Source organism: Mesorhizobium sp. NPDC059054 (genome assembly GCF_042739215.1).
GTDB lineage: Bacteria > Pseudomonadota > Alphaproteobacteria > Rhizobiales > Rhizobiaceae > Mesorhizobium.
Map to the genome: position 1 here is coordinate 523289 of NZ_JBHYHV010000005.1, position 24688 is coordinate 547976.

The 24688-nt window shown below is 63.7% G+C and carries 21 protein-coding genes; 12 read left to right on the top strand and 9 right to left on the bottom strand.

What is annotated here, in order from left to right:
- Positions 1–43 precede the first annotated feature (43 nt).
- Positions 44–937, top strand: coding sequence for an aminoglycoside phosphotransferase family protein (locus tag ACFWXH_RS23395; protein WP_379123718.1), 894 nt, complete (start codon positions 44–46; stop codon positions 935–937).
- 32 nt (positions 938–969) lie between these two features.
- On the opposite strand, the gene ACFWXH_RS23400 is transcribed toward ACFWXH_RS23395, so the two are convergent.
- From ACFWXH_RS23400 to ACFWXH_RS23410, 3 genes are all read right to left on the bottom strand, one after another.
- A complete protein-coding gene (locus tag ACFWXH_RS23400) occupies positions 970–1431 on the bottom strand; it encodes a hypothetical protein (protein WP_379123719.1) in 462 nt (153 codons plus the stop codon).
- Positions 1432–1540: 109 nt separating this feature from the next.
- A complete protein-coding gene (gene recQ / locus ACFWXH_RS23405; RefSeq protein ID WP_379123720.1) occupies positions 1541–3340 on the bottom strand; it encodes a DNA helicase RecQ in 1800 nt (599 codons plus the stop codon).
- A 494-nt stretch (positions 3341–3834) separates the two neighbouring features.
- Positions 3835–4866, bottom strand: coding sequence for a class I SAM-dependent methyltransferase (locus ACFWXH_RS23410; protein WP_379123721.1), 1032 nt, complete (start codon positions 4864–4866; stop codon positions 3835–3837).
- Between the two features lie 298 nt (positions 4867–5164).
- Between ACFWXH_RS23410 and ACFWXH_RS23415 the strand changes: the two genes are divergently transcribed.
- The 3 genes from ACFWXH_RS23415 (at position 5165) to ACFWXH_RS23425 (ending at position 9044) form a co-directional block, all read left to right on the top strand.
- On the top strand, positions 5165–7165 hold the full coding sequence (locus ACFWXH_RS23415; RefSeq protein WP_379123722.1) for a putative bifunctional diguanylate cyclase/phosphodiesterase: 2001 nt from the start codon (positions 5165–5167) through the stop codon (positions 7163–7165).
- Positions 7166–7307: 142 nt separating this feature from the next.
- Positions 7308–8114 (top strand): hypothetical protein, encoded by an 807-nt coding sequence (locus ACFWXH_RS23420; RefSeq protein ID WP_379123723.1) that lies wholly within the window; start codon positions 7308–7310, stop codon positions 8112–8114.
- A 120-nt stretch (positions 8115–8234) separates the two neighbouring features.
- Complete coding sequence (locus tag ACFWXH_RS23425) at positions 8235–9044, top strand: AraC family transcriptional regulator (RefSeq protein ID WP_379123724.1); 810 nt, start codon at positions 8235–8237, stop codon at positions 9042–9044.
- Positions 9045–9050: 6 nt separating this feature from the next.
- On the opposite strand, the gene ACFWXH_RS23430 is transcribed toward ACFWXH_RS23425, so the two are convergent.
- Entirely contained in the window at positions 9051–9551 is a 501-nt protein-coding gene (locus tag ACFWXH_RS23430; RefSeq protein WP_379123725.1) for a flavin reductase family protein, read from the bottom strand.
- Between the two features lie 52 nt (positions 9552–9603).
- A complete protein-coding gene (locus tag ACFWXH_RS23435; protein ID WP_379123726.1) occupies positions 9604–11127 on the bottom strand; it encodes a 4-hydroxyphenylacetate 3-hydroxylase N-terminal domain-containing protein in 1524 nt (507 codons plus the stop codon).
- Positions 11128–11469: 342 nt separating this feature from the next.
- Here ACFWXH_RS23435 and ACFWXH_RS23440 point away from each other — a divergent pair, with 342 nt between their 5' ends.
- The 7 genes from ACFWXH_RS23440 to ACFWXH_RS23470 all read left to right on the top strand — a co-directional run bounded on the left by ACFWXH_RS23440 (position 11470) and on the right by ACFWXH_RS23470 (position 19501).
- Entirely contained in the window at positions 11470–11859 is a 390-nt protein-coding gene (locus ACFWXH_RS23440) for a DUF930 domain-containing protein (RefSeq protein WP_379123727.1), read from the top strand.
- 397 nt (positions 11860–12256) lie between these two features.
- Positions 12257–13246 (top strand): glycosyltransferase family 2 protein, encoded by a 990-nt coding sequence (locus ACFWXH_RS23445; protein WP_379123728.1) that lies wholly within the window; start codon positions 12257–12259, stop codon positions 13244–13246.
- Positions 13240–15039, top strand: coding sequence for an ABC transporter ATP-binding protein (locus tag ACFWXH_RS23450; RefSeq protein ID WP_379123729.1), 1800 nt, complete (start codon positions 13240–13242; stop codon positions 15037–15039). Before ACFWXH_RS23445 ends, ACFWXH_RS23450 begins: the two co-directional genes overlap by 7 nt.
- A gap of 7 nt (positions 15040–15046) precedes the next feature.
- Entirely contained in the window at positions 15047–16264 is a 1218-nt protein-coding gene (locus ACFWXH_RS23455; RefSeq protein WP_379123730.1) for a glycosyltransferase family 2 protein, read from the top strand.
- Complete coding sequence (locus ACFWXH_RS23460) at positions 16261–17559, top strand: glycosyltransferase family 2 protein (protein WP_379123731.1); 1299 nt, start codon at positions 16261–16263, stop codon at positions 17557–17559. Before ACFWXH_RS23455 ends, ACFWXH_RS23460 begins: the two co-directional genes overlap by 4 nt.
- Entirely contained in the window at positions 17556–18296 is a 741-nt protein-coding gene (locus tag ACFWXH_RS23465; RefSeq protein WP_379123732.1) for a class I SAM-dependent methyltransferase, read from the top strand. The genes ACFWXH_RS23460 and ACFWXH_RS23465 overlap by 4 nt, the downstream gene beginning before the upstream one ends.
- A complete protein-coding gene (locus ACFWXH_RS23470) occupies positions 18293–19501 on the top strand; it encodes a glycosyltransferase family 4 protein (protein WP_379123733.1) in 1209 nt (402 codons plus the stop codon). Before ACFWXH_RS23465 ends, ACFWXH_RS23470 begins: the two co-directional genes overlap by 4 nt.
- Here ACFWXH_RS23470 and galE read toward each other — a convergent pair.
- The 4 genes from galE to ACFWXH_RS23490 form a co-directional block, all read right to left on the bottom strand.
- On the bottom strand, positions 19498–20472 hold the full coding sequence (galE, locus tag ACFWXH_RS23475) for a UDP-glucose 4-epimerase GalE (protein ID WP_379123734.1): 975 nt from the start codon (positions 20470–20472) through the stop codon (positions 19498–19500). The genes ACFWXH_RS23470 and galE overlap by 4 nt on opposite strands.
- Entirely contained in the window at positions 20469–21443 is a 975-nt protein-coding gene (locus tag ACFWXH_RS23480; RefSeq protein ID WP_379123735.1) for a UDP-glucuronic acid decarboxylase family protein, read from the bottom strand. The genes galE and ACFWXH_RS23480 overlap by 4 nt, the downstream gene beginning before the upstream one ends.
- Positions 21444–21689: 246 nt before the next feature.
- Entirely contained in the window at positions 21690–22853 is a 1164-nt protein-coding gene (locus tag ACFWXH_RS23485; protein WP_379123736.1) for a trans-sulfuration enzyme family protein, read from the bottom strand.
- 123 nt (positions 22854–22976) lie between these two features.
- A complete protein-coding gene (locus ACFWXH_RS23490) occupies positions 22977–23738 on the bottom strand; it encodes an IclR family transcriptional regulator (RefSeq protein WP_054311289.1) in 762 nt (253 codons plus the stop codon).
- A 179-nt stretch (positions 23739–23917) separates the two neighbouring features.
- On the opposite strand from ACFWXH_RS23490, the gene ACFWXH_RS23495 reads away from it, so the two are divergent.
- The gene (locus ACFWXH_RS23495; protein WP_379123737.1) at positions 23918–24685 is read left to right on the top strand and encodes a transporter substrate-binding domain-containing protein; all 768 of its coding nucleotides are present in this window, start codon (positions 23918–23920) and stop codon (positions 24683–24685) included.
- The last annotated feature ends 3 nt before the right edge of the window (positions 24686–24688 follow it).

The window sequence follows — 24688 nt, forward strand, 5'->3', positions numbered from 1 at the left end:
CGCCGCGAGCGCGGGAGACGGACCTCAATGAGAGTGGCGACGGATGCATAGCGACCAGGTGCACATCGAAACAGAGCTGGCGCGGGACTTGATCCGTGATCAGTTTCCTCAGTTTGAAGGCGAGACAATCGTAGCGGTGGCAACCGCAGGAACCGTCAACGCAATTTTTCGCATCGGTTCGAGATACGCGGCACGCTTCCCCCTGCGATTGATGGATCCAACCGCGTGCGGCAACCTGCTGCGGGCGGAAGCCGCTGCCATGAACGAATTGAGGGCGTGCTGCCCATTCCCAAGCCCCCAACCAGTCGGGATAGGCAAGCCCGGCCTGACATATCCGATGCCCTGGCTCGTGCAGAGCTGGATAGAAGGGAAAACGGCAACGCCGAACGGGTTGAGCGGCTCGCCGGCCTTCTCCCTCGATCTCGCGAGCCTCGTGACCTCGCTTCGCGCGGCGGATGTCAGGGGGCGGCGCTTCGACGGGCAAGGGCGAGGCGGACACCTCCCCGATCATGACGATTGGATGGCGGTATGCTTCTCCAACAGCGAGGGCCTCCTCGATGTGGCACGTCTGCGGCACATGTGGGCTGTGTTGCGCGAACTGCCTTCCACGGAGAGCGAGGCAATGAGCCATAAGGATCTCATCCCGACGAATCTCCTGGTGCGGAGGGAAAACCTGATCGGTGTGCTCGACGGTGGCGGTTTCGGTCCAGCCGATCCTTCGCTCGATCTCGTCGTTGCGTGGCATCTGCTCGACCGCGACCGCCGGGCCGTCTTTTTCGACACTATGCAGGCCAGTGAGTTGGAACGGAGGCGAAGCGCCGCCTGGGCGCTCCAGCAGGCGATGGGCCTTGTCTGGTACTATCGGCTCACCAATCCAACCATGAGCGCGCTGGGGCGAAGCACGATCTCGCGCCTCCTCGAGGATTTCATCCCATAAGGCACGATACGTGGCCGCAGGCACGCCAGCAGCTACTTGGGAGCAACGACCTCGCGGACCTTCGCGGCGAGTTCCCGAGCCTCGGATTCGGTGTTCACAGTGAGGAGGAACCCTTCCGACCGCACCGGGTCAAGAATCTTCGGCGTCATGACTATCTTGCCGTCCACGATGATCGCGAGCGTTCGGCCGACGTTGTCGGTGGTAACCTGCTCGCACTTCTTCATGCCTTCCGGGGTGAGCCGAACGTTGAAACCCGGCTTGCCTTCGACCCATTCCACGTCGCCGACAGCCACAAAATCGGACGGACCCAGGAGCGTTTGGGATTCAACCTCGACCGTTCGTTCACCGCCCAGGACGGCAATTGCCGTTCCATGCGCCGGCTTTTGCACGACGAGGCGGATTTCGATCGGCGCAAATGCCGGATTTGCCTGAGACGATGCCACGCCGGCGAGAAACAGCCAGACGACGGCACCAAGGACCTGCATTGCTCGCATGAATTTGTCCTCCGCAATGACGCATGGCGAAGATAGGTTTTACGGCGACGTTCTCCAAATGCCGGCAGGCAGGTGAAGGGAGGTGCCGACCGTCGGGGTTGCCTCTCCCTCACCCGTGCTCGGCGATCACCGAAAGGAACGCAGGCCCATACCGGTCGAGCTTGGCTTCGCCGACACCGGGCACGCCAGCCATCTCAGTGCGCGAGGCGGGGCGCGCGGCCGCCAGCTCGATCAGGGTCTTGTCGTGGAAGATCACATAGGGTGGCACGTTCTGTGCGCGGGCGATTTCCGTACGCTTGCGGCGCAAGGCCTGGAACAGGTCGTTGTCCTGATCAGGGATAGCGGACTGCGCGTTGCTGCGGGCCACCTTGCCGCGCCTGGCGCGCGGCGGCGCCGGCATGCGCAGCATCAGCGCCGGCTTCTCGCGCAGGAAGTCGCGGCCGGTCGGCGCGATCGACAGGCCGCCATGGCCGGCGAGGTCGACTGCGATGAAGCGCAGCGCGATCAGCTGGCGCAGGATCGCCCGCCATGTGCGGTTGTCGTGCTCTTTCCCGATGCCGAAGGTGGAGATCTTGTCATGGCCGAACTGGGCGATGCGCTCGTTGTCCGCGCCCAGCAGCACGTCGACGACATAGGCCTGTCCGAACCGCTCGCCGGTGCGGTAGATGCAGGACAGCACCTTCTGCGCGGCAATCGCCCCATCGAACAGTTTCGGCGGCTCCGCGCAGGTGTCGCAATTGCCGCACGGTTCGCAATGGTCGCCGAAATAGGACAGCAGCACCTGCCGGCGGCAGCGCGCCGTCTCGGCAAGGCCCAGCAGCGCATCGAGTTTCTGCCGCTCCATGCGCTTGCGCTGGTCGGGCGCCTCCGACTCCTCAATGAAGCGGCTGCGCAGCGCGATATCCTCATGACCGTAGAGCATCAGCGTATCGGACGGCAGGCCGTCGCGGCCGGCGCGGCCGGTCTCCTGGTAGTAGGCCTCGATGCTGCCCGGCAGGTCGACATGGGCGACGAAGCGTACGTCCGGCTTGTCGATGCCCATGCCGAAGGCGACGGTGGCGACCATGATGACCGCCTCGCCATGCTGGAAGCGCATCTGGTTGGCTTCGCGCGCCGCCTTGTCCATGCCGGCATGATAAGCGAGCGCATCGTAGCCGAGGCCCTGCAGCCAGGCGGCGATTTCCTCGGTCCGGCGTTTCGACAGGCAGTAGACGATGCCGCTCTCGCCCTCGTAACGCTTGAGGAATTCCTTGAGCTGCGCGCGCGGATTGTCCTTTTCCTCGATGGCGTAGCGGATGTTGGGACGGTCGAAGCCGGCGATGAAGGCGTCGGTCTCGGCGATATCGAGATGCGACAGGATCTCGGCGCGCGTCGGCTCGTCGGCGGTGGCCGTCAGCGCCATGCGCGGTACCTTGCCAAAACGCGCCACGACCGCGTCGAGCTGGCGATAGGAAGGACGGAAATCGTGCCCCCATTGCGACAGGCAGTGCGCCTCGTCGATGGCGATCAGCGACAGCTTCACGCCTTCCAAAAGCTCCAGCACGTCCGGCCGAGCCAAGGTTTCGGGCGCGACATAGAGCAGGTCGAGCGCGCCGGCGCGGATATCGCGCCACAGGGCGCGGCGGTCGTCCAGCGCAAGGTCGGAGTTGAGCGCTGCCGCCCGCACGCCTGCCTGGCGCAGCGCCGTCACCTGGTCGGCCATCAGCGCCAGCAGCGGCGAAACGACGAGACCCATGCCGGGACGAACGATGGCGGGGATCTGGTAGCAGAGCGACTTGCCGCCGCCCGTCGGCATCAGCACGAAGGCGTTGTTGCCGGCAACGACATGTTCGACGATGTCCGCCTGCGGCCCCCTGAAGGCATCATAGCCATAAACGGTCTTGAGGATTTCGAGGGCGGCGGTGTTCATTTGCTACGGCATGGAGAATCATGGGGAGACCCTTCATAGCAGCTTCGCCGGGTCGAGGCGGGGTGTGATCGCTCCTGTATTGTCGCAGGACGTGCGGCAGGCACAGAAGCTGGATCTGGACCGCGGTGCCTTTGTCAGCGTTCCGGAATGGATCCCCGACACTCTCCACTCCCTACGGTCGTTCCGAGGTCGAGGATGACTGGCTTCATTTATGGCCGGCGCTAATTGTTGACGCTGGCACCCCGCACCGGCGATCTACGAGGGCGAAACGCTGGTAATCGGCGATGGTGAACAGAAAACCAGACCTGCCAAGCGCGCCACGCCGACAATTTGCGCCGGCCACCCATGCAACCGTCATCCTCGACCTCGAAAGGAGCAAAGCGACTGGAGAGTGTCGGGGATCCATTCCGGAACGTTGGTGATGTTCACGCCCGGACCGCCCGACGTGCCAAGGCAAAGGCCCGGCATCGCCGGGCCTCGCGTGCCAGAAGCGCTCAATCGTGCTTTTCGATCACCGCGTAGAGCACGTTGTGGTTCTCGCCGAAGAACACCTGCACATCGACCTTGTTGCGATCGACGCTGGCGTTGACGACGTTCCACATGTCGGCTTCGGAGCGCAGCAGAAGCACCCAGTTCATGAAGGTTTCGCGGTAACCGGCGTCCGGATTGCCCTCTGCATAGTTGGCGAACAGGAAGGTGCCGCCCGGCTTCAGCATCTGCAGGCAGGTCTTGGTGAGCTTCACCGCCACCTTGTCCTGCAGATAGTCGTAGAGGCCCGACGCATAGATGAAGTCGAATTTGCCGAGCTTGTGGCCCCTGGTCAGCAAGGTGCGTACGGAACCGTCGACCGTTTCCACCGCGGTGCCGGCGAAGTCGCGGGAGATGAGGCCGACGCTGAGCGGATCCTGGTCGAGCGCGACCCAGCGCTTCAGCCGCTTCTCGCGCAAGGCGGTGGACAGGTTCGCTTCGCGCAGATGGCCGGCGGCGACAGCCAGGACCTCGGTTTCAGGTCCGCGCTTTTCGGCAATTGCGTCGACATAGCGGGCGAGTAGGTCGCGCCGCTCCCGCGCCGCCACGCAGGAAGGCACGTTCTGGGTATAGGCATAGAGCGCCTTGCCGATTTCGGAAGCGCCGGCGACAGCGTCGGCGACATGCGGATCGCAATAGATGTAGTCCAGCAGCTCGGCGTCGCCGGAATAGCCACGCGGCTTCTCGAACGACCAGCGTGTCAGCGGGTCTTCCAGGAAATAGTCGAGCACCGGGTGGTTCTGGATGATCGGCGCAAGCGCGTTCCAGGTGTCGTCATGAAGCTTCAGCCGCAGCGCCTCGAGACGCGCCATCAGCGGGCGGATGATTTCAGCCGGCCCCTTCTTCAGGGCGATCTGCTGCTGCGTGGTGAGCAGGATGAGCGCGAGCTCGGCGCGCGCCGTTTCGAAGGCTTCGCTTCGGTCGTCCAGCCCTCTTCCGAGATTGGCTGCGATCGTTTCTTCCGTAATCAGACTCTTGCCGTCGAGGACAGTGGCCACCCGAAACCCCTATGGTTAACAACCCGTTAACAGCCCGGCACGTTCATAGCGCGAAGCCGTCCCCCTGCAAAGCCGCGCTGGGTCGCATTCTAACGTTATCGTTAACGCACCATTTACCGCGTTTGATTGCGCCAGAGCATTTCGCGCCGGATTCCGTGCGCGATTAACCCAACCTTGTTGCCTGACCCCGCATAGTCTGCGAGTCGCCGAGATCGCCCTCGCACGTTGGAGCTGTTCTGCGTTGAGGCCGGAAGCAACAAACGGGTTGCAAAAGCCCCTCCTGAGAGGTCTCTCGGCGATGAGCAATTATGCGATATCGGCAGTGGGTGAACTCGCGCCCGTGGAGCCGGCCATCCAGACGGAGGCTCTGCCCGAGGCCGCCGAATTGCGGGCGCTCTTCCACAAGGAATCCCAGGCCGCACGCAGAACGGCAGCCCGTCCAGGACTCTACATCGCCGTCGTCATCTACCTGCTGTTTGCCTTCTCGGACATTCTGCTGGTGCCGGATGTCGCGTTCTACACCATCGCGGCGCGCCTCGCGGTCGGCGTGACCGCGCTTCTCACCCTGGAAACCCTGCTGCGCTTCCACGCACCCACCAAGTGGCTGGACGTCACCTGCGCCGGCGCGATCATCCTTGGCTATATCGGCTGGCTGGTGCCAACGGCTGCAAGCGGCAATCAGGAAAGCGTTTCATACTATATGGTTTTCGGAACCATATTCATGATGAGCGCCAACCTGTTCTTCACGTTCCAGTTCAGGTTTTCTGTCATCACATCAGCCATTATCCTTTCAATACTCTATGCGGTGAACTATTTCATACCATCGACATTGACCTACAAGCTGGTCTTTGGCGCTTTTTACATCTCGTGTTTTGTATTCACCTCCTACATAAACTGGAAATTGAACAGGGAGCGCTTCAACGTCTTCCTGAATGCACTCGAAGCTCGAAACCAGCACAGGGAAGCCACGGAGAGAGGCAAGGCGCTGCTGAAGCTGTCGCGGACCGACCCGCTGACCGGGCTGGAAAACCGCCGCGCCGTTGACGAGCGATTGCGGGACCTGTGGCATGGCTGGCAGCGTGATGGCAGCACTTTTGCGGTGCTGCTCATCGACGTCGACTTCTTCAAGCGGTTCAACGACTACTACGGCCACCAGAAGGGCGACCGCTGCCTGATGGAGGTTGCCGACAGCCTGCGCCACCTGGTGGTGGAGCGACGCAACGCTTCCATCGGCCGCTACGGCGGCGAAGAGTTCATCGTTCTGGCCCAACTGAAAAGACATGAAGACGTCCTCGATCTCGCGGAGGACATCCGCCGGGAAGTGGAAGCGCTGGCGATCACCCACAACGAGCGCCGGGATGGTTCCCAGATGGTGACGGTCTCGGTCGGCGCGGCATTCACGCGGGATGAGGCAGGAACCAAGCTCGAGAGGATCATCCAGGAGGCGGACCGAGCCCTGTATCTGGCTAAGGCCGACGGCCGCAACTGCGTGCATCTTTTCGACCCGAACGATCCGCAAACCAGCGACGAAAGCGAGAATATCGCGGCGCTTTTGAAGATCGCCATCGAGCGCAGGCTGGTTTCCCTCGTCTTCCAGCCCATCGCCAATGTGCGCTCCGGCAATGTGGAGGCGATGGAAGCCCTGATGCGCCTGACCATGCCGGACGAGACGGCGGTGCCGCCCAGCCTGTTCATCCCTGTGGCGGAACGGACGGGGACGATCCTGGAACTCGGCCGCTGGGCGATCAGGACAGCCTGCCGCGAACTGATGTCCAACGAGCACATCCGCACGATCAGCGTCAACGTCTCCCCCGTCCAACTGAAGGCGCCGGGTTTCGCCGCCTCCGTGGCGGCCGCGCTCGGCGAGGCCGGCGTGACCGGCGATCGGCTCGCCCTGGAAATCACCGAGGGGCTGGAAATGGAGATGCATTCCGATGTGCTGCGCTGCATCAGCGACCTGAAGCTGCTCGGCATAAAGGTCTGGCTCGACGATTTCGGTACCGGCTTTGCGGGTCTCTCCTGGCTCAGGCTGATCGATTTCGACACGGTGAAGATCGACCGCTCCTTCCTGCACGACTGCGTGACGCCGCGCGGCCGCGCCATGTTCCAGGACATTGTCGGACTGCTCCGGAACCGGGGCCCCAAAATCCTGGTCGAAGGGGTGGAAAGCGAGGAGCAGATGGCACTGCTGCGCAGGCTCGACATCGACCACGCCCAGGGCTTCCACGTCGGCCGGCCGGCGCCGGCGGAAAGCGTCCGGACTTTGTTCGAGGCACCGAAGCGCCAGAGGTTGGCGTAGCGGGCGGGCTTTTTTGCTACGCTGCGCCCCCGGGCTTGGACCGTTGCGGCCATCACCGGCGGTCCGGAAACACCAGGGCGGCTACGCCAGACCATAGACTTCGTGTATCGATGTCGGACCGCCCTTCCCGGAACACGCCTCCATGAAGCTTGCCCTCGCCGTCTTCGCCTTCATCCTGCCTGCCCCGGCGCTCGCCCAATGCGCCATCACCGAGCCCTTGCTCGCCCAAGCCTATCCGAATGCGCAGCAAAGCGAGGACGGCCTGCTGGTCAAAGGCGGCGATTTCGAGCGCTCGATCCAGCCCGACGACGTTGTCTGCAAGGCCTGGCCCTGGCGGCCGGAACTGATGCTGGCTGCCGTACCGCTGCTCGAGGCAAAACCAGCCGACGAGGGCTCGAACAAGGGCGATGTCGAAATCCTCGTCACCAACCGCGCCGGCAAGCCGCTGGCGCGGCGCCTCGAACCGGGCATGGCCTTCTCCGACGCGATCCGGTTCAGCGACATGAGCCTCGATACGGCCCGCTACGACGTCACCGAGGGCCTGCGCGCCTTCGGCCTGCGCACCACGCAATATGGCAGCTCGCGGGTGAACCCTTACAACGAGCAGGCGCTGTGGCTCTACACCTTCGACAAAGGCCGCATCGAACGCGTGCTGGACGGGCTGATCGTGGAGCGCGGCAATGGCGAGAACGACGGCAATTGCCAGGGTGAGATGACCACGGTGAAGCGCACCGTAACGCTCGGCCCGAAAACCAGCGCGCGCTACCGCGCTCTCGAAGTGGAGCAGAGCGAAACCCTCGCCACCTCGAAACCCACGGCGGACGATTGCCAGACCGACGAGCGGCCGGGAAAGACGACACGGTTCGACCTGACCTACGACAAGGGCGGCTACCGGCTGCAAGGCAAGGTCGACGAGCTGTTCTCCACAATCGAGATCGGGGAACGATGAAGCGTGGCACGCGACGTGCGTGAAGCGTCCGATCGACACCGTCATCCCTCACTTGATAATCCGTTGTCCCAGCCTTTAATCTCCCGTCATTGATCGCTACGGGAGCGAAGCGGATGACCAGTGCGTGCCATAGCTGTCCCTGAAGCGCTGAGCGACTTCGACACGAAATACCCTCACAACAGCACGGCGCGGATTTCGGTTGCCAATCTCGAAGACGTGCCGGAGCATTGGAACCTGCCCTTTCATCAGCACGAGCAGGGCCAGCTGATCTTCGTCACCAGCGGCATGGTCAGGCTCGAGACGCATGAAGGGGTCTGGATTGCTCCCTCGCAGAGCGGCATCTGGGTCCCAGGCAGCATCGTGCATCGGTTTCGCAGCATCGGCGACGCTACCGGGTTCGTCATCTTCATGCAGTCGGCGATCGCCCGAGGCATGCATTCGAGCTGCTTTGCCGTCGGCGTTTCGCCCTTCCTGAAGGCGCTTATCCAAAGGATGGCGCTGCTGCCGGACAGCTATGAGACAGGCGGACCGGAGGATCGTCTCTCCTGGGTGCTGATCGACGAGCTGCTCGCCGCCCCGCCCGGTTTCCTGGATCTGCCGCTGCCGCTGGATCCACGCCTGCGTGCCTATTGCGATGCGCTGCTGGCCAAGCCGGACGACAAGAAGACATTGCCGGGCTGGGCGAAAAGCATCGGCATGAGCGAGCGCAACATGGCACGCCTGTTCAAGGCCGAAACCGGGTTGAGCCTGGACAAGTGGCGCCGCCACGCCCATGTCGTGGCGGCGGCGACGCTGATGATGCAAGGCCGGCAGATCAAGGAGATCGCACAGGATCTGGGCTACGAAAGCCCCGCTTCCTTCGTGACCATGTTCAAGAAGGAGGTCGGCGTGACCCCCCGCCGTTTCGCGAGCCGGATTCTGGCGGGCTGAACTCCGTCAGGCCCAGCGTTCGTCCAGCACCCTCTTTTCGATCTGTTCGAACTTGCCGCTGTGGAACAGCAGCGGCTCGCCTGTTCCACTCCACAGGCGCGAGACGCGCCCGATATAGAGCGTGTGGTCGCCGGCGTCGTGGGCCTGCTCGAGGCTGCAGGCGACGTGGGCGATCGCGCCGATGACGAACGGGAAGCCGTTTTCGTCGACGTCGATCGCCGTCTCGCCATCGGCGACGGGGCGGCCGGCAAAATGCCAGGCGACGGCTTCCTGCGTGGAATGCAGCACCGAAACGCCGAAGGCGCAGCCAGGCCGGTCGAGATAGTTCCGCATCCTGGCGCGCTTGTCGATCGACACCAGGATCAGCGGCGGCTCCAGCGACACGGACATGAACGCGTTGGCAGTCATGGCGTGAACGCCATTTTCATGCTGGATCGCGATCACCGTGACGCCGGTGCAGAAACGGCCGAGCGTCTTGCGCATCGCAGCAGGCGAAACATCAGTCATGATCACCACCCAGGATGGTGGCGCAGGCATCTCCTGCGCCACGTGAAGGATTTCACCGACGGCCAATCAGGCTGATGTCATCCGGGTTTACGAAGTCGGGCGTCGTCCACCCGTCCAGGTCATATTCGCCCATGCACTTCTCGACAAAGCCGCGCCAGTCGGCGGCAAGACCCGTGGCCTGCGCGTGCATGAGTGTCTGGATGCGCGTATCCTCGTGGTTGCCGGCATAGTTGCGCTCATAGAGTTCGTGGCGACCGCCAAACTCGCTTCCGATCGCATCCCACAGCAGCTTCATCAGCTTGATGCGATCGACCGCCTCGATGCCGTGCGAGCCGCGCAGATAGCGATCGAGATAAGGGCGGATCTCGCCGCTCTTCCAGTCGGCGGCGCTGGAGTTCACATAGATCAGGCCGCTGGCGACATTGTTCTCGATGATCTCCTTGATGCGCTGGTAGGCAATGGGCGCCAGAACGCGATAGGCCAGGCCCGCCTCGGTGTTGGGCTGCATGGTATCGCCTTCCCATACGGTCGGATTGGCGATCATGGCCTCGGTGAGCGACCAGAACAGATGGCGCCAGGCGATGATTTCGCCGATCTGGGCCTGCACGCCACGAAAATCCTTGACCCCGGTGGCTTCCACCGCCTTCAGCACCATGCCGGCAATGAAATCCAGCTTGACGGCCAGGCGGGTCATCCCATGCAGCGTGAAGCGCGGAATGAAGCCGGAGCGAACCAGGAAGGAACTGCTGCGTTCGATATCACCGTAAGCGAGGACGTTTTCCCACGGCACCAGCGCCTTGTCGAAGACGAGGATGGAATCGTTCTCGTCCAGCCGGCTGGACAGCGGATAGTCGAAAGGACTGCCGACCGCCGCCGCCTGGAATTCATAAGAGGCGCGCGAGATCAGTTTGACGCCGGGCGTGTCCATCGAGGAGATGAAGACCGCGCCATATTCCTTCTTGTTGATGACCATGCCGTAATGGGCGACGAAATTGTAGTGCGTCAACGCCGAGCCCGTTGCCACGACCTTCGCGCCCGAAACGACGATGCCCGCGTCGGTTTCCTTCTCGACATGCACGCAGACGTCGCCGGCGGCATCTGTCGACAGGTGCCGGTCTATCGGCGGATGGGCAATGGCGTGGTTGAGATAAAGAACGCGGTTCTGCGCCTTCCTGTACCAGTCGCGCGCATTCTGCTGGTAAGGCGCATAGAACGCACTGTTGGCATCCATCGTCGCCAGCAGCGACGCCTTGTAGTCGGGCGTGCGGCCGAGCCAGCCATAGACCATGCGCTGCCAGGCGGCGATGGCGTCCCGGCTTTCGCGCAGATCCTGGGCCGTGCGCGGCGTCTTGAAGAACTTGTGGGTGAACGTGCCCTGGTCGTTGTCGACGGGGGTCGTCAACACGCCGCCGGTATCGTCGTGAAGCGCATCGTAAAGGCGTGCGATCGAGCGCGCGCTGTTCCTGAACGCGGGATGGGTCGTAACGTCCTTGACCCGTTCGCCGTAGATATAGATCTCACGGCCATCCCGGAGACTTTCGAGATATTCGGCTCCGGTAAAGGGTTTTTCTTTCATCTTCTCCTCCAAGGTTCCCCTACTCGAAGCCGGCGCGGCTTCAAGTCTTGCGATGCGACCCCGTTGATTGCGCCATGCGAAGCGCAAGCCGCCCCTCCGCCGGCCGCTCCCACGGCTGCGCGCAACAGAAACATCAACGAGAAATCCACCCTCCAGACAGCGTAGGCGAGGCCGTCTCTGTCCGAAATTGGCGATCAGGACAAATTATTTGGCATTTCGGCCAAACTCGGCGGGTCTCGCGGTGCGTTGCCGGTTACCGGTCGCGGGGTTTGCCCTTCTGTCCCCGCGTGAGGCTTCGTGACGGGTTGATTAGTCGGACAAAATATGGTGGCTTCCCGGGCCATGAGAACAGCCTTGCTCACCGCGCTCGCCATCCTGGCGGCCAGTTCAACAGCCCATGCCCTCGACAGTCGCCTGAAAGCCGGATTGCTGAAGCTCGATCCGCAGACGCGGCTGGAACAGCGTTGCGACGCGGAGGTGCTCGACCGGATCACGCATGACGACCCGCACTACAAGGCCGACCGGGTCGTGGCCTATGCCTTCGGCCAGCCGGAAATGACGGAAGATTCCATCAAGAGCAAGGTTGCTGCCTTCCGCAGCCGGGGCGAGTGGTACCGGCTGAAATTCAAATGCGAAACAGCGCCCGATCATATGGAGGTGCTGAACTTCGGCTACCGGATCGGAGACAAGATCCTCAAAGAGGAATGGTCCAAGTACTACCTCTACCCGTGACAGCAGCGGCGGTTTTGGTGCCGGTTGCGAACGGTCGGATTTGATTTGCTTCTCAGTGATAGCTGCCGTTCAGCATCCGATCTCTTCTCAGACATTCAGTCGGTCTTTGAAGGCTGTACCCTAGGCTTCAAAAGCTATTTCACACTGTTAAGAAAGCTGACCGGACAGCAGCAGGCAGTGCCTTGCCGCGCCGCAATGTGACCATTTTTGTTCACCCTATGTCAGACGCGTTGCTCGGCGCGCCATGGCAACCGGCGTGTCGGGATATCATTTCGATCGGCGCGACTACGGGTGGCATTGGGCTTTTTGGGCAAGGGAACTTGTGCTCAGGAGTTTCATCGATGTCGGATTCCAGCATGTATCGCCGCGGGCCTGACCGTTCGAGGACCGCTGCCCGGTGAAAATCGACAACGTTCCGGTCGCCGTCATCGTACCGATGTACAATGGCGAGCGCACTGTCGGTTCGACGCTGGAAAGCGTCTGCCGCCAGACTTATGGCGCGCTCGACATCATCGTGGTCGACGATGGCTCGACCGATGCATCGGCCTCCATCGTTGAGAGCTACGCGCGGCGGGACCCGCGCATTCGCCTGCTGAGGCAACAGAACAGCGGCGTGGCCGCCGCGCGCAATTTCGGCGCCGCCTCTACCGATGCCGAATTCCTGGCCTTTGTCGACGCCGACGACCTGTGGGCGCCCTCCAAGGTGGAACAGCAAGTCCTGGCGCTGCAGCAAGCCGGCTCCATTGCGGGCCTTGCCTATTGCTGGTTCGCGCAGATCGATGCCGAAAGCCGCGTCTATTCGCTCAACAACCGCCCGCTGGCCGAAGGCTGGGTGTTGCAGGCCATGTGCCGCAACAACTTCGTCGGCAATGGCAGCTCGATGATGCTGCGCCGCGCCGCCTTCGAAGCCGCCGGCGGCTTCGATCCCTCCTTGCGGGACCGACACGCGCAGGGCTGCGAAGACATGCTGATCTGTCTGCGCGTGGCCGAACAGTTCGAGTTCCGCGTCGTGCCGCAATATCTGGTCGGCTACCGCATGACCAACACGAACATGTCGAGCGACGTGAAGCAGATGCTGCGCTCCTGCGAGATCGTCTTTGCCGAATTCAGGGAAAAGCATCCGGAGCTGCGCGGCGAACTCGATGCGCATCTGGTCGACATGCTGCAATGGCTCGTCGTCCGGGCACTGGTCGGCGGCCGCCTGCTCGCCGCCGGCGAATTGATGCGGCAATTGCTGGCGCTGGAACCCCGCATGGCGGTGTCGCGCCTGCCCGGCATGCTCGACACCTATTGCCGCGCCCGGCTCGTGCCGCAATGGGCCAAGACCGGCTGGCGGCGCGTGCGCGGCGCCCAGCCCAGGCCGCCCTATGAGGAGATGGCATGGTGAGGCCGTCGCTTCTGGCGCGCATGCGAAGGATCTTCCGCCTGGCGGATGCACCTTCCTGGGCCGGACCATCCATCGTCGCGCTCGGACTCGTCGGGGCCGTGCTGGAAGGCGCAGGACTGTTCTTGTTCATCCCGCTCATCGAAAGCCTCGGTGCGACGGCGGAGCCCAGCCGGTGGCGACCGCTGTTCGAGCGCATCCTGTCGCCGATCCCCGAGCATTATGTGACAGCGGTTCTGGTGATGGTGCTGTGCGTGAGCATCCTGCTGAAGATCGCCGTCAACCTCGTCAACACCTGGGTGACCCGCTATGTCGACGGACAGGTCGCGCATCAGCTCAGATGCCGGGTGTTCGAACAGACGATCAGCTCCTGCATCGACTACCGGGTCGAAAGCAAGCGCGCCGACATCGTCACCACCATCGCCAACAACACCTGGAAGCTCAGCCAGGGGCTCAGCCTCTGCTACCGGCTGATCATCTGCGCCTGCACCTTCGTGGTCTTCGTCGCGCTGATGCTGGCGATCTCGGTCAGCCTGACGCTGCTTTCGCTGCTGTTCCTTGCGGTGGCGGCATTTGCCATCCGCTTCGCGACGCGCCGCGCCGACGAGACAGGCAAGGCGGTCGTTGAGGAGAACAAGCAGTTCGGGCTGCGCATGTGGGAAAGCATCAACGCCCTGCAGCTGATCCGCGCCTTTGCCCGCGAGGACTATGAGAGCCAGCGCCTGCGACGGATATCGGACCGGGTACGCCAGCGGCTGCTGCGCCTCGACATGCTGTGGGCGGCGCCGGGACCGGTTTCGGAGATGTCGATCGCCATCATGATCGGCATCCTGATCCTGGCTGCGGAACGGAGCGGCACCGGCATCGCCGCGCTGGCGGCTTTCCTGTCGCTGCTCTACCGCCTGCAGGGGCCGGTCAAGGAACTGCTGCAGTCGAAGATCGCGCTCGACGGCATCGGCGCGGCGATCGACGATGTCGACGACTTCCTGCGCGCCACCGACACGCCTTTCCTGAAGAGTGGAAGCCTCCCCGTGCAGCCGGTCCGGCAGGCAGTCGAGTTCCGCGGCGTCTCGTTCCGCTATGCGCCCGGCGAACCGCTGGCGCTCGACGACGTCTCGTTCAGCATCCCTGCCGGCAAGACCACGGCGATTGTCGGCGAGTCCGGCGCCGGCAAGTCGACCGTGATGTCGCTGCTGTTCCGCTTCCGCGACCCAAGCTCGGGCGAGATCGCCGCCGACGGAACCGCACTGCCCGAATTCGACCTGCACAGCTGGCGTGAACGGCTCTCGGTGATGTCGCAGGATGTCTCGCTGTTCAACGACACGATCGCCGGAAACATCGGCTATGCCGATTTCGATGCCGACCCTGACCAGATCAGGGAAGCGGCTCGGATCGCCAGGGCCGACGACTTCATCGCCGCATTGCCCGAGGGTTATGACACCAGGATCGGCGACCAGGGCATGCGGCTGTCCGGCGGACAGCGGCAGCGCATCGCCCTTGCCCGCGCCATCCTGCGCGACCCCGACATCCTGCTGCTCGACGAGGCGACCAACGCCCTCGACGTCGAGACCGAACAGGCCTTCCAGCTGGCGCTCGAACAGTTCTCGCAGAACCGCACGCTGGTGGTCATCGCACACCGCCTTTCGACCGTGCGCGCAGCCGATCAGATCATCGTGATGTCGAAGGGGCGTGTCGTCGAGGTCGGCCCACCCGACCGGTTGCTCGAGCAGCCCGGCCATTTTGCCCGGCTTTACAATCTTCAGGCCGGACACCTGTCCGTCGTGGCGGCGAGGTAGACGCGGGATGGCATACCGGATCGTGGAAATCGAATTGTCCAAGCCCTTCCAGGCGATCGAGCTTGCGCCGGAACAGAACGGCATCGGGCTGATCGCGCGCTGGCACGACCGGCTGGTCGGTTTCGAGATGATTTCGCGCCCCGCCGGCTCGACCTTTGCCGTCGGCGAGCTCGGCGTCTTTACGGACCACTACTTCGCCCCACGCGTGCTCATCGCAAAGCTCGAAGACGAGCTGGCAGCGGACGCGCCCGATGTGGAGCTGCCCTCGCTCAGCATCGCGATCTGCACCAAGGACAGGGCGCAGCGGCTGTCGCGGCTGCTTGCCTCGCTGGAGGCGGTACGCGCGAACTCGCCGTTCGAGGCGCTGGAGATCGTCGTCGTCGACAATGCCTCGACGGATACGGCGACACGCGAAGCGGTCGAGCGTTTTGACGGGGTCCGCTACGTTTTCGAGCCCAAGGCAGGGCTCGACTTCGCCCGCAACGCAGCCCTGCGGGCCGCCACCGGCACGCTGATCACCTATCTCGACGACGACGTGGTCGTCGACCGCAACTGGCTGAAGGGCCTTGCCCAGGCCTGCCGCGACAATCCCGACGCAGGCGGCTTCACCGGGCTGGTTCTGCCCTACCGGCTCGACACCGAAGCGCAGGTCTATTTCGAACAGCGCGGCGGCTTCGGGCGCGGCTTCTACCGTAACGAATTCCGCAACGCCCGCTTCGACAATCCGCTTCACCCCGTCGGCACGGGCGTGCTCGGTGCCGGCTGCAACATGGCCTTCGAGCGCGCGCTGCTGATGTCGCTCGGCGGGTTCGACGAGGCGCTCGACACCGGCGCGCCGCTGCCCGGCGGCGGCGACCTCGATATCTTCTACCGCGTTCTACGTTCCGGCCGCACGATGGTCTACGAGCCGCAATTCGCCGTCTACCACGAGCATCGCGAGACGATCGCCCAGTTGAGGCGGCAATACTGGTCCTGGGGACTCGGCATGATGGCGTTTCTGGTCAAGTGCCGGCGCAGCGACCAAGCCTTGCGCGCCCGCCACCGCGCCATGGTCCGCTGGTGGTTCGTCGACCAGGGCCGGGCGCTGGCGCGCGCCATGCGCGGTCTTCGCGGCCGCGACGTCAAGTTCGGCCTTGCCGAGATCTGGGGCGGCATATGTGGCCTTGCCGGCGAATACGACCGCTCGCGTTCGCGCGTGCAGGCGATACGGGAGTCCAACCCATGACGGCGCTTGCCGTGAGACATATCGACCTCAGCACCACACGCAGCGACAGCCATGCGGGGGACGCCGCGGCCTTCTCTGTCTTCTGGTGGAAGGACCTGCCGCTGGGCATGCGGGCCTCGCTTGCCGAGGAACTGCCTTTCGGCGAAGCCCAGCTGCGGCAGTTCGCGGCGGAATATGGCGCGGCCCAGCTCGCTTCGCGCAGCCCGGCGCTCGGCGCGCCGCTGCGCGCCACCTTCGAAGGCAGGCCGAAGCAGGCGCTGACGCTGACGCACCTTGCGGAAGCGGCGGATCTCGTCGACGAACTGGACCGTCTGGCCACCGCGGCAGCCGCATCCGCCAGCGACATCTCGGTCGTAATCTGCACGCGCGACCGCGGCGAGGCGCTGGCCGCATGCCTGGCCAGCGTGACGGCGCAGCACAGCCCTGCCGGCGAGATTATCGTCGTCGACAATTCGCGCGATGGCGGTGCAGCGTCGATCTGCCAGCGCTTTCCGCAAGTGCGTCATGTGCACGAGCCGCGCCCGGGGCTCAGCGTCGCGCGCAACGCCGGCATTCGCGCGAGCAGCCACGACATCGTCGCCTTCACCGACGACGACGTCGAGCTTCATCCGGGGTGGACCGCCGAGGTGGCGCGTGCCTTTGCGGACAAGGATGTCGAGGCGCTGGCCGGCCTGGTGCTGCCGGCCCGGCTCGACACGCCGGCGCAGCGCATCTTCCAGCTCGACATGGGCGGCTTCGGCACGACCTTCGTGCCGCTGCGCTTCGACCATCGTTTCCTCGAAGAGACGCGGCCGCACGGGGCGCATGTGTGGAAGATCGGCGCGGGTGCGAACATGGCCTTCCGCCGTGCGCTGTTCGACCGCATCGGCCTGTTCGACGAACGGCTGGGCGCGGGAGCTGCCGGCTGCTCCGAGGATTCCGAACTCTGGTACAGGATGCTCGCCCATGGCGGCGCCTGCCTCTACGAGCCGCGCGCCGTGGTCTTCCATCACCATCGCCGCGAACTGCCGGAGCTGCGGCACCAGGCCCGCTCCTACATGAAGGGGCACGTCGCCGCGCTCGTCGCGCAATATGACGCGTTCGGCGACCGCGGCAATCTCCAGCGCATCTTCGGTCAGCTTCCCGTGTATTTCCTGAAGACCTTCCTCAAGGGTCTGCTGGAGGGGCGCCAGGGTCGGCCGGAAACGCTGACGGCGGAAGTGGCGGGCTGGATCGCCGGCCTGCAATTCCTGCTGCGCCCGAAATGGCGCAGACAGCGAGCGCCGCAACTTTCCGCCGAAGGAGCAGGCCGATGAGCCACAAGGCGCCGCTCGGCACATTCCTCGCCGGCAACCCCTTCCCCAACGGCCTGACCGACGGGTTGTTCTATCGCGAGAAGATGCGGGCCATCCATCGTGTCGCGCCGCCCCGCCTGGAAGGGCGCGGGCGCGTGCTGGAGGTCGGCGGCGGTCGCAGCGGCATGGCAAGCTTGCTCTATCCGGAAGCCGACATCGTCACGCTGGACATCGATCCAGCTCTGGCCGACAGCCAGCCGAGCTGGGAGCGCTCGGTCTTCATCTGCGGTGACGCACGCGCCCTGCCCTTTCCGGACGACAGCTTCGACGTGGTGACGCTGTTCGACGTGCTCGAGCATATCGAAGAGGACGACCGCGCCGCGCAGGAGGCCTTGCGAGTGGTGCGTCCCGGCGGCTGCGTGCTCGTCTCCACGCCGGAGGCCGAGTGGCACTATCCCTATTACAAGGCGATGCGGCGATACTGCCCGCACGAATCCGAACTCATGCGCGAATGGGGCCATGTACGCCGGGGCTATAGCGACCCCGAACTCGATGCCCTGTTCGGCCGACCGGCGGAGCGCCGCGCGACCTTCATCAATCCGGTCACCGCCTTCTTCCACGACGTCGCCTTCTCACGGCTCGGCCCGCGCCGCCGCAAGCTGCTCTACGCGCTGGCGGCGCCGCTGACAGCGGTTGGCTACATGCTGCATCGGCCATCGACGCGCGGCACCGAAACGGCCTTCGCCTGGCGCAAATGAGCGACACCGTTGTTGCCCTGTTTCCGTGGGGAGACGTGGCGGAAGAGTTCCTCGACCCGATTGGGCTGCGGCTTGAGGATTTCGCCGGGCGCATGACCGGCGGCTGGCTGTTCGGCTATGCGGCGGCGCTGCAACTGGCAGGATACACGCCCGTCATCGTCTGCGCCTCCGAGCGTGTCGGCGAGATCACCCGCCTCGACCACGCCGCCACCGGCACGCCGATATGGGTGGTGCCCGGCTGGCGAGCCCGCAAGGAAGGATCGGATGCCGCCTACAGCCTACGGCGCTGGCAGGCGACACCGCTCGCGGCGTTCCGCGAGGTGCTGACCCGCACAGGATGCGACATGATCCTGGCCCAGGAATACGAATACACACGCTTCGACGCACTGACTTGGCTGGCATGGCGCATGAGCCTGCCACTCTATGCGACGTTCCAGGGCGGCGACCGCACGCTGTCCTGGATCGAGGGTGTCGCCCGGCAGCTTTCGCTGCGCGCCTGCCGCGGACTGATCGTCGCCTCAGCGGCGGAAAGGGAGCGGATCGCGCATGCCTATCGGCGCCTGCGGCTGAACGTCGTCGACATCCCGAACCCGCTGGACGTGCAGGAGTGGCAGGCGAGCGAACGCCAGGAAGCACGCGCCGTGCTCGGCCTGAAGGCGGACGCCTTTGTCGTCATCAACCACGGACGCATCGATATCCGCAGGAAGGGCCTCGACATCCTCCTGCAAGCGTGGTCGGCCTTCGCCGGCGACCCGCGGGCGGAGCTGGTGATCATTGGTTCCGGCCAGGATCGCGAGCCGTTTGCGGCGCTGCTGCAGGAAAGCGGACTGACCAATGTGCGCTGGCTTTCCGACTACACGACGGACCGCGCCCTGCTGCGGCAATGGCTCTCGGCGGCGGATGTCTATGTCACGGCTTCCCGCACCGAAGGAATGCCGGTCGCGCCACTGGAAGCTATGGCCTGCGGTCTTCCCGTGGTGGCGAGCGACGCACAGGGCTTGCCGGATATCCTTGCCGACGGCGAAATGTCGGGCGGCCTGCTGGTTCCCAAGGAGCGGCCGCAGGACATCGCCGACGGCCTGAAACGGCTGCAGGCTGATACAGCGTTGCGCCGGCGGCTCGGGCTGGCCGCGCGTCGCCGCGTCGAACAGAAATTCTCGCTCGAGGCGGTCGGTGGTGCTCTCGACAGACTGCTTCGGAACTAGAGCCGGCCTCGATACCAGGCCAGTGCCGTCTCGACGATGCGGTCGATGCCGGATTGCGCAGGCACCCAGCCGAGCTCCCGTTCGGCCTTGCCGCGCGCGGCGACCAGGATCGGCGGATCGCCGGCCCGTGCCGGTCCATGCGCGACGCGCAATGGCGATCCGGAGAGCCGGCTGACGGCCTCGACCAGCTCGCTTACCGTCGTCCCGTTGCCGGTCCCCAGATTGTAGACATGGGCGCCCTCGCTGCCGAGCAGCTTTTCGGCGGCCAGCACATGCGCCTGCGCCAGGTCGCAGACATGCACATAGTCACGCACCGCAGTGCCATCGCGTGTGTCGAAATCCGTGCCGTTGACGGTGAAGGTGCGATCCTGCCGCAGAGCCGCTTCGATGGCGAGCGGGATGACATGGGTCTCAGGCTCGTGCCATTCGCCGATCTCGCCATCGGGATCGCAGCCCGCCGCATTGAAATAGCGCAGCATCACGGCGCTGAGGCCATGCGCCCGCGAAAAATCCTCGATCATCCGCTCGATCATGAACTTCGACCAACCGTAAGGATTGATCGGCACCTGCGGATGCTCTTCGTCGATCGGCGTGCGCACCGGAATGCCGTAGGATGCGCAGGTGCTGGAGAAGATCAGCCTGCCGATACCGGCCTTCATCATCTCCTCGAGCAGGACGAGCGTACCGGAGCTGTTGTTGCGATAGTAGATCTCCGGCCGGGAAACGGATTCCCCGACATAGGCATAGGCGGCGAAATGGGCGACCACATCCGGACGGTAACGTTCCAAAGCCGTGCTGACGGCATCGGCATCGGCAATATCGCCCTCGAACAGCGGTCCCCATTTCACGGCCCCGCGCCAGCCGCGCGAGAGATTGTCGAGCACCACGACCGTCCAGCCCGCACGAGCAAACGCCTTGCAGCAATGCGAGCCGACATAACCGGCGCCGCCGGTAACAAGAACGGTCTTCATTCGGCGGCGACATGTCCGCTGCGATTGGAAGACAGCAGCCCGTCGAAATAGGCGATCGTCTTGCCGAGGCCCTCACGCAGTGGCGTGCGCGGTGTCCAGCCGAGCACGTCCTTGGCCACGCTTATGTCGGGCTGCCGCTGCCTGGGATCATCGATCGGCAAGGGCAGGAACTCGATCTTGGAACGGCTGCCGGTCAGCTCCAGCACCAGCTCCGCCAGCTCCAACATGGTGAATTCGCCGGGATTGCCGATGTTGATCGGGCCGGTGACCTCGTCGGACGTCTCCATCAGGCTGATCAGGCCGGTGATGAGATCGTCGACGTAGCAGAAGGAGCGGGTCTGCGTGCCGTCGCCATAGATGGTGATCGACTGGTTGCGGAGTGCCTGCACGATGAAGTTGGAGACGACGCGGCCATCGTCCGGATGCATGCGCGGCCCGTAGGTGTTGAAGATCCGTGCAACCTTGATGCGCAGCGCGTGCTGGCGCCAATAGTCGAAGAACAGCGTTTCGGCGCAGCGCTTGCCCTCATCATAGCAGGAGCGAGGCCCGATCGGGTTCACATTGCCCCAATAGCCCTCCTGCTGAGGATGCATGTCGGGACTGCCATAGACCTCGGATGTCGAAGCCTGCAGGATCTTGGCCTTCAACCGCTTGGCGAGGCCGAGCATATTGATGGCGCCGTGCACGCTGGTCTTGGTCGTCTGCACCGGATCGTGCTGGTAGTGGACCGGGCTTGCGGGACAAGCCAGATTGTAGATCTCATCGACCTCCAGATAGAGGGGAAACGTCACATCGTGACGAATGAGTTCGAACGCCGGATTCGAAACAAGATGCGCGACGTTCCACCGACTGCCGGTGAAGAAATTGTCGACGCAGATAACCTCGTGACCCTGGGCCAAAAGCCGTTCACATAGGAATGAACCTAGGAATCCAGCGCCACCTGTCACCAGGATTTGTTTTGAGTGCTGCAAGGCAGATATCTCCAGCCAAACAGCCCTTCCGCCGCAGAAACGCTATAAGCCGAACTAAGGCTGAACCGGGGCCAGTGCCTGCTGCTGCAAATCACATCGCATGAAAGCGTGGAAATTATTGGATAGCCTGGCTACGAAACACCGTTCAGCCCGGTACAATACCTGCGATCTCAGCCTCAGTGAGCGCGGTCGGCGGCAAAAGGCTGGCGCGGGAGCTGCGATCATCTGAATAGTTGGGGAGCTTGTCTATTCGGCAGAGCTATCCAGCACGGATACGACGCGCTGAAGCTCCCGCCACAGCTCCGCTTCGTCCTCGAGACCGATACTCACGCGCAGCAGAAGGCTCTTACCATACGGGCCGAAATGGCGGTCGTTCTCCACCGACATCGGTGCGAGAAGGCTATGCGTGCCTCCCCAGGATGCCCCGATGGCAAACAGCGCGAGACCCTGAAGCGCTTCGTTGAGACGGGTTGCGGCCTGTGCGGGAAACCCCACGCTGAACACCCCGCTGGCTCCTTCGAAATCCCGTTTCCAGATTTCATGGCCCGCGGCGCCCGGAAGAGCGGGATGCAGCACCGTGTAGCCGGCCTGCTGATCGGACAGGCGCTGCGCAAACCGCTGAGCGACCGCGCCGACATGCCGGAGCCTTACGGCCATCGTCTCGATGCCACGCAGCGCCAGCGAACATTCATCCGGCGAAACGCCGATGCCCAGCGTCGACATCGTCTCCCTGAGCACGGCGAAATGATCCTTGTCGCGGACCGTTATCGAACCCAGCAGCAGATCGGAATGCCCGCCGATATATTTGGTCAGCGCCTCGACCGCGAAGTCGACGCCGTGCAGCAGAGGCTTGAACAGGAGCGGCGTTGCCCAGGTGTTGTCGCAGCCGACAAGGATATTCCGGGCGTGGCAGGCCTGGACGATCGCCGCCACGTCCTGGACCTCCATCGTGGTGGAACCCGGAGATTCGATCCAGACCAGCCTGGTCCGTGAATCGAGCAGTTCCTCGATCGGGCCGACCGGATCGTAGATGACATGGTCGATCCCGCGAGCGGCGAGATAGTTGCGGCACAGCGCGCGGGTGGGAGGGTAGACGGTATCGGGGATGAGCACGCGATCGCCGGGCTTCAGCACAGCCAGCATGATCATCGCGATGGCTGCCTGCCCGGATGGCACGATCACGGTATGGCTGCCCTGATGAAGTTCACTGATCTGGCGTTCCAGAACCTTGGTCGTGGGCGTTCCGGAAAGGCCGTAGGTGTAGCCGTCGGGACCGCGGTCCTTCCGTGCCGCATAGGCGGCGGCGCTGTCGAATACGATCGTCGAAGCGCGATAGGTCGGCGTCGTCAGGCTGGCGTAACCTGCCATCGGAGCTTCGGGATGCTGAACGCAAATCGTATGATCATGCATGGAGGTGGTCTCTGGTAGCGAGAATATGTTTCTATAATCGGAACACTGTTACGATTATGAATAGCTAACGTGCGTGTCCCGCGCCTGTCAAGGGCGCCGACAGCTTTCCAGGGAACGGCCTGTTTATTTCGAGGCGTAGCCGAGCTTGGCCGACAGGCGACCCGCAGCGTCCATCAGCAGGCGCGCCGCGGCCTCGACCGTCAGGTCGGGACAGAATTGCCGGACATAGGCAGCGCTCAACGAGGCGATGATGCGTCCGGAAACGCCGCGTACGGGCGCCCCCACGGAGGTCACGCCGGCGATATTCTCGTCGACGACGGTGGCGTAGCCGTTGGCGCGAATGCTTTCCAACTGGGCCAGCAATTGGCGCGGATCCGTGATGGTCGCTTCCGTGACCCGTGCCATCGGCCCCGGCCCCATCAGGGTCGCCGCCTGTTCGTCGGTGAGCGATGCGAGGAGGACCTTTCCCATCGCGGTGGTATGCAGGTGGGTCACCTCTCCCGGCTCGTTGCGGATCGCCACCGGTCCTTTCCCCTGCACGGAGAGCAGGTAGACCGCGCGCGTTCCATGGAGCGTGCCGAGATATCCGTTGAGCTGATGCTCTTCGGCAAGTTTTTCGAGCTCGGCATGGGCATAGGTGATCAGATTGTCCGTCCGTGCCAGCGACATGCCAAGGCTCAGCGCGCGGTAACCGATGCTGTAGCGCCGGGTCTCCTCGTCCTGCTTGACATAGTTGTGGTCCGCCAGGGTCTTGACGAGGCGCTGGACGATCGTCGGGCTGAGGGAGACCTGACGCGCGATCTCACGAATGCCGACCGGTCTGGGCGAATTGTCGAGGAGCTCGAGCACCGCCAGGCCGCGATCGAGAGATTGGCTTCCAGACATCGATTTGCTGTCCCGATTATAGAAACGCGGATTTATTCCGTTCATTTCGAGCCCCTGTCAAGCTGGCGGCCGGGCCCGCACAATTTGCATTGACCGTTCCGACTCATTCAGTTAACGGTACAGTGAACCGATTATAGATACACATTAAGAACGCATCAATCGGGGAACAAGGAGGATCCATGCGTGTATTTGCATCCATCGGCAGGTTTGCGCTGACGGCGGGACTTGCTTTTTTCATGGCGCAGCAGGCGCCGGCCCAGGCCGACGAGAAACCGTCGGACACAATCGAAGCGGGCATCCTGATGACGGCGCCGCCGTTCTCCTACGTGGACAACGGCCAGCAGAAGGGCATCACCTACGATCTCCTCAACGCCATCGCCAAGGATCAGGGTTTCAAGATCCACCTGAACCCCATGGGTTTCGACGCCATGATCCCGGCCATGCAGGCCCATCAGATCGATGTCGCTGTGGCGGGTTTCTTCGTGACGGACGTGCGCAAGAAGATCATCGATTTCTCGGAACCCTTCTTTACCGAAGGGAGCGCGCTGGCCGTGCCGATCGACAGCCCGATCAAAAGCTATGACGACCTCAAGGGCAAGACGATCGTGTCACAGCAGGGGTCGGCGGCGCTTTCCGTTCTGCAGGGCATCGCTCCCGAACGCGGTGTCGACGTGCGCGCCATGGCGGATGAGGCGAACCTGCTGATGGCCGTCCAGTCGGGGAACGCCGACGGCATATTCTTCGATTCGGCCATCGTCGCCTATCGGATCTCGCTGGAGGGGGACAAGCCCACCCTGCGCATCGTCGGCGAGGTGCAGCACCCCACGGACATCGCCTTCGCCTTGCCGAAGGACAGCAAGTGGACGCCGATCCTGAATGCCGGGATCGAAAAGCTGAGAAAGTCCGGCGAACTGGAAAAGATCGTCAAGACCTACGTTGCCGAATGACTT

What these genes read in the sequence shown, in the direction of transcription:
- ACFWXH_RS23395 (WP_379123718.1), top strand. Translation starts at nt 44, where the DNA reads ATGCATAGCGACCAGGTGCACATCGAAACAGAGCTGGCGCGGGACTTG.
- ACFWXH_RS23400 (WP_379123719.1), bottom strand. Translation starts at nt 1,431, where the DNA reads ATGCGAGCAATGCAGGTCCTTGGTGCCGTCGTCTGGCTGTTTCTCGCC.
- recQ (WP_379123720.1), bottom strand. Translation starts at nt 3,340, where the DNA reads ATGAACACCGCCGCCCTCGAAATCCTCAAGACCGTTTATGGCTATGAT.
- ACFWXH_RS23415 (WP_379123722.1), top strand. Translation starts at nt 5,165, where the DNA reads ATGAGCAATTATGCGATATCGGCAGTGGGTGAACTCGCGCCCGTGGAG.
- ACFWXH_RS23420 (WP_379123723.1), top strand. Translation starts at nt 7,308, where the DNA reads ATGAAGCTTGCCCTCGCCGTCTTCGCCTTCATCCTGCCTGCCCCGGCG.
- ACFWXH_RS23430 (WP_379123725.1), bottom strand. Translation starts at nt 9,551, where the DNA reads ATGACTGATGTTTCGCCTGCTGCGATGCGCAAGACGCTCGGCCGTTTC.
- ACFWXH_RS23435 (WP_379123726.1), bottom strand. Translation starts at nt 11,127, where the DNA reads ATGAAAGAAAAACCCTTTACCGGAGCCGAATATCTCGAAAGTCTCCGG.
- ACFWXH_RS23440 (WP_379123727.1), top strand. Translation starts at nt 11,470, where the DNA reads ATGAGAACAGCCTTGCTCACCGCGCTCGCCATCCTGGCGGCCAGTTCA.
- ACFWXH_RS23450 (WP_379123729.1), top strand. Translation starts at nt 13,240, where the DNA reads ATGGTGAGGCCGTCGCTTCTGGCGCGCATGCGAAGGATCTTCCGCCTG.
- ACFWXH_RS23455 (WP_379123730.1), top strand. Translation starts at nt 15,047, where the DNA reads ATGGCATACCGGATCGTGGAAATCGAATTGTCCAAGCCCTTCCAGGCG.
- ACFWXH_RS23460 (WP_379123731.1), top strand. Translation starts at nt 16,261, where the DNA reads ATGACGGCGCTTGCCGTGAGACATATCGACCTCAGCACCACACGCAGC.
- ACFWXH_RS23465 (WP_379123732.1), top strand. Translation starts at nt 17,556, where the DNA reads ATGAGCCACAAGGCGCCGCTCGGCACATTCCTCGCCGGCAACCCCTTC.
- ACFWXH_RS23470 (WP_379123733.1), top strand. Translation starts at nt 18,293, where the DNA reads ATGAGCGACACCGTTGTTGCCCTGTTTCCGTGGGGAGACGTGGCGGAA.
- galE (WP_379123734.1), bottom strand. Translation starts at nt 20,472, where the DNA reads ATGAAGACCGTTCTTGTTACCGGCGGCGCCGGTTATGTCGGCTCGCAT.
- ACFWXH_RS23485 (WP_379123736.1), bottom strand. Translation starts at nt 22,853, where the DNA reads ATGCATGATCATACGATTTGCGTTCAGCATCCCGAAGCTCCGATGGCA.
- ACFWXH_RS23490 (WP_054311289.1), bottom strand. Translation starts at nt 23,738, where the DNA reads ATGTCTGGAAGCCAATCTCTCGATCGCGGCCTGGCGGTGCTCGAGCTC.
- ACFWXH_RS23495 (WP_379123737.1), top strand. Translation starts at nt 23,918, where the DNA reads ATGCGTGTATTTGCATCCATCGGCAGGTTTGCGCTGACGGCGGGACTT.